This window comes from Pyxidicoccus fallax (assembly GCF_012933655.1).
GTDB lineage: Bacteria > Myxococcota > Myxococcia > Myxococcales > Myxococcaceae > Myxococcus > Myxococcus fallax.
Genome location: NZ_JABBJJ010000543.1, coordinates 1 through 5,394, shown reverse-complemented (window position 1 = coordinate 5,394; position 5,394 = coordinate 1). Strand labels below are relative to the sequence as shown.

General features: G+C 65.1%; 5 protein-coding genes. 4 read left to right on the top strand and 1 reads right to left on the bottom strand.

Going from position 1 to position 5,394, the window contains the following annotated elements:
• Positions 1-484: carboxymuconolactone decarboxylase family protein (locus HG543_RS51135; protein ID WP_281404559.1), on the top strand; the 484-nt coding region annotated here is incomplete at its 5' end.
• Here HG543_RS51135 and sigJ read toward each other — a convergent pair.
• On the bottom strand, positions 472-1,368 hold the full coding sequence (sigJ, locus tag HG543_RS51130; RefSeq protein ID WP_169352268.1) for an RNA polymerase sigma factor SigJ: 897 nt from the start codon (positions 1,366-1,368) through the stop codon (positions 472-474). The genes HG543_RS51135 and sigJ overlap by 13 nt on opposite strands.
• A 423-nt stretch (positions 1,369-1,791) precedes the next feature.
• Here sigJ and HG543_RS51125 point away from each other — a divergent pair, with 423 nt between their 5' ends.
• The 3 genes from HG543_RS51125 to HG543_RS51115 form a co-directional block, all read left to right on the top strand.
• Positions 1,792-2,781, top strand: coding sequence for a hypothetical protein (locus tag HG543_RS51125; protein WP_169352267.1), 990 nt, complete (start codon positions 1,792-1,794; stop codon positions 2,779-2,781).
• Between the two features lie 61 nt (positions 2,782-2,842).
• The gene (locus HG543_RS51120) at positions 2,843-3,712 is read left to right on the top strand and encodes a glycoside hydrolase family 25 protein (protein WP_169352266.1); all 870 of its coding nucleotides are present in this window, start codon (positions 2,843-2,845) and stop codon (positions 3,710-3,712) included.
• An 86-nt stretch (positions 3,713-3,798) separates the two neighbouring features.
• A partial coding sequence (locus tag HG543_RS51115) for a hypothetical protein (RefSeq protein WP_169352265.1) occupies positions 3,799-5,394 on the top strand: 1,596 nt, incomplete at its 3' end.

The window sequence follows — 5,394 nt, the reverse complement described above, 5'->3', positions numbered from 1 at the left end:
GGCCCACGCCCGACGAGGCCAGCGGCCCGCGCGCCCCCGCCTGGACCTTGCCCGGCTCGCCCCAGACGCCTACCGGGCCCTCATCGCCTTGGACACCGTGCTCCGGGAGGGCCCGCTCGACGCGCGGGTGCGCGAGCTGGTGAAGATTCGCGCCTCGCAGATGAACGGCTGCGTCCTCTGCGTGGACATGCACGTGCGCGAGGCGCGCCGGTCGGGCGAGCCCGAGGAGCGCATGCACCAGCTCGTGGTGTGGCGCGAGTCCCTGCTCTTCAGCGACGCGGAGCGGGCCGCGCTCGCCTACACCGAGGCGGCGACGGAGCTGGGCCCGGAAGGAGTGCCGGACGCGGTCTGGGAGGCGGCGCGGGCGGCGTTCGACGCGGAGGCGCTCGCCGCGCTCGTTCTGCAGGTGGCGCACATCAACGCGCTGAATCGCCTTGGCGTCCCCCTTCGCACGCCGCCCGGCTTCGTGGCTCACGCGAGCTGAACGGCCTCCTGCTGGAGCCGCCGCAGCTTGTCCGGGTTGAGCACCCGGTAGATGGCGCGGATGCGCTCGCCGTCCACGTCGAGCATCGTGGCATGGAAGAGCGCACCGTCGCGGAAGGTGAGCACGGCGGGCTGGCCGTTGAGTGACACGAAGCGGTGTTCCATCGTGCCGCGCAGCTTCTGCCGCAGCCCGAGCAGCATCCGGATGATGCGCTCGGCTCCCTCGATGCGCTTGCGCGCGGCATAGGCCTTGCCGCCCCCGTCGCTGGTGAACGTCACGCCGGGGGCGAGCATGGAGACCAGCTCCGACTGGTCTCCATCGGCGAGCGCGTGGAGGAAGCGCCGCAGCAGCTGCTCCTTCACGTCCGGCGGGGCGGGAAAGCGCGGGCGTCCCTCGCGCACCCGCTCACGCGCCCGGTGCACCAGCTGCCGCACCGCGGGCTCGTTGCGGCCGAGCACGCGTGCCAGCGTCGCGTACTCCTCGCCGAACACCTCGCGCAGCAGGAAGGCCACGCGCTCCTCGGGCTTCAGCGACTCGAGCAGCACCAGCAGCGCGACCGACAAGTCCGAGGCCCGCTCCGCGGCCTCCTCCGGCGTGGCCGCCTCGGTCAGCACGGGCTCGGGCAGCCAGGGGCCGTCGTAGGCGGCGCGCTCGGTGGCGGCGCGACGCAGCCTGTCCAGCGCGAGCCGGCTCACCACCGTGACCAGCCAGGCTTCCGGGCTCTGGATGTCCTGAGGGTCCTCCTGGTGCCAGCGCAGGTAGGCCTCCTGCACCACGTCCTCGGCGGGGGCGAGCTCGCCGAGCATGCGGTAGGCGAGCCCGAGCAGCCGGGGGCGGTGGCGCTGGAGTTCTTCGGGAGAGGGGGTGGGTGGCGGCGCGGTCATGGGTCTCCGGGAAGGAGGACGCAGAGGCCCGATATGTTGTGACAGCCTGGGCCTGCCAGTCCTTTTTCACGGAGCCGGCCAGCCTGAGCGCGCCGTGGTCTTGCATCCTCACCATCTCGGCCGAGGTGCCGGTGACGTCGAGGGCCTCCGGGACCGTGATGGCGGATCGCCTGGACCCCGGCTCCGATACATCACCGCTCTCTCACGTCGCCGCAAGCACAGACAGGTGGCGCGGTTGCAATGTTTTTCTGGGGCTGCTCACATGCCACTCTCGCGATGGTTTGAAGTCAAATCTAAACACGCCAGTCAGCCTGCGTGGCGCTTCTCGCCCTGCCTGTAATTGCATTCGGAATGCATGTCCGTCGTATAGTCAACACATCGGGCCGACCGCTTCGCGAACGGCTCATTCAAGAGAGTCGTGTATTGCTGCTCAAGCCATCAGGCGCAATCAGTACCGCGCTGCTGGTCGTCGGCTCCGCCGTGGGGGGGGCCTACGCCTATCATCATTACCGGGATGCTGACTGGGAGCGGCGCTATGCCGAGTACCAGCGCCAGCTCCAGGGTAGGCTCACCGAGAGCGAACGGCAGATGCAGGCCCTGAACACGCAACTGGGCGTCGCCCGCGCCCGGTTGGTGACCCAGGACACACTGGACGAGAAATATCAGGCCCTGCTCACCGCCCGAGACGCGGACTTCGAGAAGTTCCGCCGCGAGCACGCACTCGCCATCAAGAGCATCTCCCAGGCCGTCTTCGGATTGCAGCAACGGGAACGGGGCGGCACGGAGACGGCCCATGAGGAGCCGCCTGCCCCCGCGCGGCCCGGCGCGCCCATGGCTTCTCCGGCCCGGCAGGTCATCTCCTACGAGTTCACCGACTCCGAGGGACGTGTCCACCTCAAGGACCCGAACATCTGGTTGCAGGGAGACGAAGACCTCGAGCTCACCCAATCCTTCCAGGTGGAGGGCACGGTGATGCAACAGACGGACGGCTCGCTGATGACCGAGCGCGTCCAGCTCACGGAGGTCACTCCCGATGGCACGGGGAAGTACCGCCCGCTGACGCAGGCCCGGCTGGTGGATGCGAACTTCACCTATGCGAATGCTCCGCGGGACGAAGCCCCGCTCTCCCAGCGGTCCTATATGGCAACCATCGGGAGCTCGTTCCGCACCTCGAGCCTCGTGCGCTTCGGTGGCTCGGCGCGCGTGCTGCGGCTGGGGCCGGTGGGGTTCGCCGGAGGCTTGTCCTCCGACTTCAAGTCGCTGGAGGGCAGCGGCGCAGACGCCTTCCTCACCTATACCCCGTCCATTGCCGGGCGGGAGCTGGGGCTCGTGCTGGGAGGCGGTGTCCACCTGCCGCTGGGCGGGGCCCGACGCGTGCTGCCCAACCTCACTCTCAGCTTCGTTGTCTATTGATGGATGTGTCAGGCCCCAGGCCGGGGCCGAAAACCTCTCTCCTAGAAAAAGGGGTGCAGTGATGTCTTCCTGGATGGATGTGGTGAAGTCTTTGTCGATGTTGGGGCCTTTGTCGCTGCTCGTGGCCTGCTCCTCTCCCCCGGCGCAGGCGGCGCCTCCCGCGGCGCCGCCCGCCGCTTCCCGTGCCGAGCCGGCGCCCGCCGCCAGCGGGGCCACGGAGGTCAAGCAGGGCCAGGAGGTCCAGCAGGGCACCACCGCCCAGCAGCATCGGCTGCAAGGCATTGATGTGTCCCATTACCAGCCGACGGTGGATTGGGAGACCGTGAAGACGTCCGTCTCGTTCGTCTTCATCAAGGCCACGGATTCCACGGGCGTGGTGGACCCGCGCTTCTCCTCGCACTGGAGCGGGGCCAGGAAGGTGGGGCTGCCTCGGGGCGCCTACCACTTCTTCCACCCGAAGCATGACGTGGACCAGCAGATCGCCAACTTCACCCGGCACCTGAAGAGCGACCCGGGAGAGCTGCCTCCCGTGCTGGACGTGGAGGAGTTCCAGGAAGAGTACCAGGGCTTCACGTGCGAGCAGCTCGCCGGGATGGTGCAGCGCTTCTCCCAAGGGGTGGAGAAGGCGGTCGGCCGCAAGCCGATGATCTACACGAACCACCAGACATGGCAGACGAGCTTCTGCAACCACGCCTACTTCACGGACCACCCCCTGTGGCTCGCCGAGTACATGAGCCACCCCTCCCAGAAGCCGAAGCTTCCGCAAGGCTGGAAGCAGTGGCACTTCTGGCAATACTCGGAGACCGGCAAGGTGAGCGGCGTTCCCGTCGCGGTGGACCAGAGCTTCTTCAATGGTTCCGCGCAGGACCTGAAGGCGCTGCTCGACACGGGCAGGTCTGGCGCGAGTGCCGTCACCAGCGCTCAGCCATGACTCGGCTCCCAGCTAGGTCGACACACACAACTCATCATCAACACGATTCCGTGCATGTGCAGTCTCACTGTTGAAAGGAAGGTAGAATGAGCACTTCTCCAGCCGAAAATAGCTGCAATGTCACCAACTCGATCACCGACTCCGGCAGGTCATCCTCGCCGAGCAGTGGTTGGAACGGTGGTGTCGTCATCCTCAACGTCTTCAGCGCGGATTCCGACAGCCTGCTCCAGTGGTACGCCACGACATTGTCGAAACTCCTCTTTGCGAAGAGCGACCCACTGGCGGCGGGAGCCAGTGACACACTCCTGCTCGACACGACGAAGATTGGCGGCGGGACAAATTTCAAGCTGATGGTCACGGACCCCGATACCTTCTTTCCCGTCAAGCTGGTGAATTCCGAGGATCTGCCGCTCTTCGGTCCTCAAGTGTATCCGGCCATAACGGTGGCAGATGCCGACGTGTCAGTCCTGGCCAGTGCGTTCAAGTTCTACCAGTTGATCAATGCTCGTCCGGATTCTTCCCTGGCGAAGGAGTTCGCTACAGCCACGCAGAACATGGCGACAAACGCGACGGCTGCTTCCACGGCCACGGCGGAGAGCAATTTCTTCGCAGGTACGTCCAGCTTCAAGAACGTGACGTACGACTCGTATTTGGCTGTGTCCACGTATCTGAGGACGTTCCCCTTTGCGTGGGCGAATTTCCAGAAGTCATACACCTATAGCGTGTATGTCGCCGACGACCAGGGCACCAGGTCTGTCCAACTCGGGAGCGTCACGCTCACTCAATCCTCGGCGGGGGCCTCTGTCACCGACGCGTCAGGTGCCTACACGATCTCCTACAGCGGTGATCCGGCTTCCATGCCGCTGTACTTCAAGAACGGACAGCTTGTCTCGGACCCGACCTCAGACAGCCCCAACATCACGCTTTCGTGCAATTACACCGACAAAAGTGTGTTTACAGGCGATGCGAAAGACTATGGAACCATTGTCCCTGTTCTCAATGGTACGGTGAATGGGCAGTTGGCCTTGGGCATTGATGTAGACCAGACCTGGGGGGACAAAATCCTGGTCGGCATCCAGAGCTTCCTGAACAGTTACCCCGTCCAGCTCTTCGAGTCGATCGCCAATTTCCTTCAGTGCGCTGAGTTCGCGATCGGCTTGTTCAAGAAGTCCAAGGACAAGCCCATGTCGGCGGCGGATGTCGAGAAAGCCATCGCCAATGCGCTCAAGCAGGGGGGAGTGCCACAGCCGGATGAGCTGGCGAAAACCCAGCAAGAGCTGGCCCAGCAGGTTTCAACCGCCAAGGAGGTCCAGAAAGTCGAGCTGGATGGCTTCAATCAATTGGAGGCGCTCCAGGATGCGTCGAATGCACTCCATCAGGAAAGCGGGGGCGCCAACAATAGCAACCTCGAGAATGCGGAGAACAGCCTCCGGCAAGACGGTAAGAACATCCAGGACACGCTGGAGAATGCCCGTGCGGCGAGCTCTCCAGCCGATCTGGATCGAGCCAATGCCAGCCTCGGTGTGACGAAGCTCGACATTGCGCAGAATCTCGCCGAGGTCGCCAACGTCGGGGACGAGGCCACCCGAACGCAGCTGAACGAGGTCCAACAGGAGCTCCAACAAGAGAGCCAGGAGGCGCGCGAGCTCACCAGTGAAGAGGCTGGTGGGGGTGGTGGGGGG